Source organism: Kocuria sp. ZOR0020 (assembly GCF_000800955.1).
GTDB lineage: Bacteria > Actinomycetota > Actinomycetes > Actinomycetales > Micrococcaceae > Kocuria > Kocuria subflava.
In genome coordinates this window covers 1-2,211 of the sequence record NZ_JROX01000261.1, presented here as the reverse complement: position 1 = coordinate 2,211, position 2,211 = coordinate 1, and the positions used below count along the sequence as shown (strand labels likewise).

The following is a 2,211-nucleotide window of genomic DNA, read 5'->3' as shown; positions in this document are numbered from 1 at the left end:
GGTGTCCGTTCTGTCTCCGGCAGCAGGGCGTACCGGTGGAGGGGGCTAGGGGTGGAGGGTCTCATCGTGGCGGTGGGAGGCCGGTTCGATCTGGAAGGTGGAGTGCTCGATGGCTACGTCGAAGTCACGGGCCACGCAGGCCTGCAGATCCGCCAGGACGACCCCGGCGTGCTCAGCGTTCAGGCAGCCGTCGTGGACGGTGACGTGGGCCGAGAGCACCGGGGTGTCGGAGTCGATGCGCGAGGCGTGCAGATCGTGCACACCGACCACGTGCGGCAGGGCTTCCAAGCGGGTGCGGACCTGCTCGAGGTCCAGGCCCTTCGGGGTGGTTTCCATCAGGACCTCGATGGTGTCGCGCAGCAGGATCAGAGCCCGCGGCACGATCAGGGCGGCGATCAACAAGGACACGACCGCATCCGCCCGGGTCCACCCGGTGGTGGCGATGACGATCGCGGAGACGATCACCGCTACCGAGCCCAGGGCGTCGTTGGCCACCTCCAGGAACGCGGCCTTCATGTTCAGGTTCTCCCCCCGGCCCGAGGCGAGGATGACCAGCCCGATGATGTTGCCGACCAGCCCGACCACCCCGAACCACAGCATGGCCGTGGACTCGACCTCGGGGGGCTCCAACAGCCGGCGCACCCCTTCGACGGCGATGAACCCGCCCACAGCCAGCAGCACCGAGGCCTGGGCGGCCGCGGCGACGATCTCGGCGCGCTGGTACCCCCAGGTGCGTTTGTCCGTGGCCGGTTTCAGCGCCAGGGTCGCGGCGGTGAGGGCGATGAGCAGCCCGGCCGAGTCGGTGAACATGTGCCCGGCATCGGCCAGCAGCGCCAGGCTGCCCGAGACCACCGCACCGATGATCTCGGCGACCATAATCGTGGCGGTGATGGCGAACACCACTGCCAGTTTCCCCCTCCGCCCGGCGCCGGCGTGGGAATGATCGTGCTCGCCGCTCATACCGGAATCTCCTGGGTGGTGGCGTCATCGGCGAGGGCCTCGGCGGCGCACTCGGGTGTCCCGCACCGGCACACCGGTTCGACGGTGAGGATAGTGCCCAGCAGGTCCTCCAACGCGTGGGCCAGCTTGGGGTCCGAGAGTTCATAGCGCACGTTGCGCCCCACCGGCACGCCCACGACCAACCCGCAGTCGCGCAGACAGGCCAGGTGGTTGGACACGATCTGCCGGCTCACCCCGATCCGGGCCGCCAGTTCCGAGGGCACCGCTGGGCCCTGCTGCAGCTGCAGCTGCAGCAGCACCGCGGCCCGGGTGGGATCGGCCAGTGCTTTGCCGAAACGGGACATCGCCGCGACCGGGGACAAGATCCTCATCCAATAACCGTACAGCAGAATCTGTATCAAAGGAGATGAGGGGCTTCCCTTGATGATCGGGCAATGTCCAGCTCGTATTCATACGGTGAGGGCGGACGGGGGTGCCGTCCGCCACTGCGGCATCCCCGTCCCCCGAGCCATCGCTGCACCCTAAGGGCTCTCGCTCCAATGCCGAGGCGGAGCAGGATAAGCACTGCCCGCGTCCAGCGGAAGACAGGGCAAGGCCATGAGCACTCTCCGATCCTCTCCGCAGGACTGCTCCCCGTGTGCCGATTCGCTGGCGTGTGCACATCGACAGGATCGTGGCAATCGTTCGAGTCTGCGGCTACAGCTGCGGAGTGCACCCATGCGGTCCATCCGAGTGCACCCATGCGGTCCATCGACGATGATCCTGGCGGGGCACTCCGCACCTGACGGATGAGCCCACCGGCCGGCCTTCACCACATCGGCGAGACTCACCGGTAGGTGTAGTACCCGTCGACGGGCATGGCGTTGACGGAGTGGACGAAGGTGCCCTGGGTCGGGTTCAGCGCCGAGACCATCTTGCCGCCACCGATGTAGATGCCGATGTGGTTGCCGCCGTTCTGGGACACCAGGTCACCAGGCTGCGGGTTGGACGTCGGGGTGGCGGCGGCGATCTGCTGGAAGCTGGTGCGGGGGATGTCGATGCCGTTCTGGGCGTAGACCCAGCCGGTGAATCCGGAGCAGTCCCAGGCCCCGAAGGAGGTCCCGCCCCAGACGTAGCCGGTGCCCACGCCCTGCATGGCCGTGCCCACGATGCCGCCGGCGGCCGGGGCGATCTCGGTGATGGCGGTGGACTGCGGGCTCACGCTCGAGGTGGCGGCGCTCTGCTGCGGGGCCGGGGCTTGGTCGACGGGGG

The 2,211-nt window shown here is 68.3% G+C and carries 3 protein-coding genes; all 3 read right to left on the bottom strand.

Going from position 1 to position 2,211, the window contains the following annotated elements:
- Positions 1 to 45: 45 nt before the first annotated feature.
- Complete coding sequence (locus L979_RS12775; protein ID WP_019311266.1) at positions 46 to 960, bottom strand: cation diffusion facilitator family transporter; 915 nt, start codon at positions 958 to 960, stop codon at positions 46 to 48.
- Positions 957 to 1,331, bottom strand: a complete 375-nt coding sequence (locus tag L979_RS12770; protein WP_052209883.1) for a helix-turn-helix transcriptional regulator — start codon at positions 1,329 to 1,331, stop codon at positions 957 to 959. Before L979_RS12770 ends, L979_RS12775 begins: the two co-directional genes overlap by 4 nt.
- A gap of 455 nt (positions 1,332 to 1,786) precedes the next feature.
- The coding region (locus L979_RS12765; RefSeq protein ID WP_047692589.1) for a C40 family peptidase at positions 1,787 to 2,211 on the bottom strand (425 nt) is incomplete at its 5' end.

Bases quoted from the DNA above. Each gene is read 5' to 3' on its own strand.
- L979_RS12775 (WP_019311266.1), bottom strand. From the start codon at position 960: ATGAGCGGCGAGCACGATCATTCCCACGCCGGCGCCGGGCGGAGGGGG.
- L979_RS12770 (WP_052209883.1), bottom strand. From the start codon at position 1,331: ATGAGGATCTTGTCCCCGGTCGCGGCGATGTCCCGTTTCGGCAAAGCA.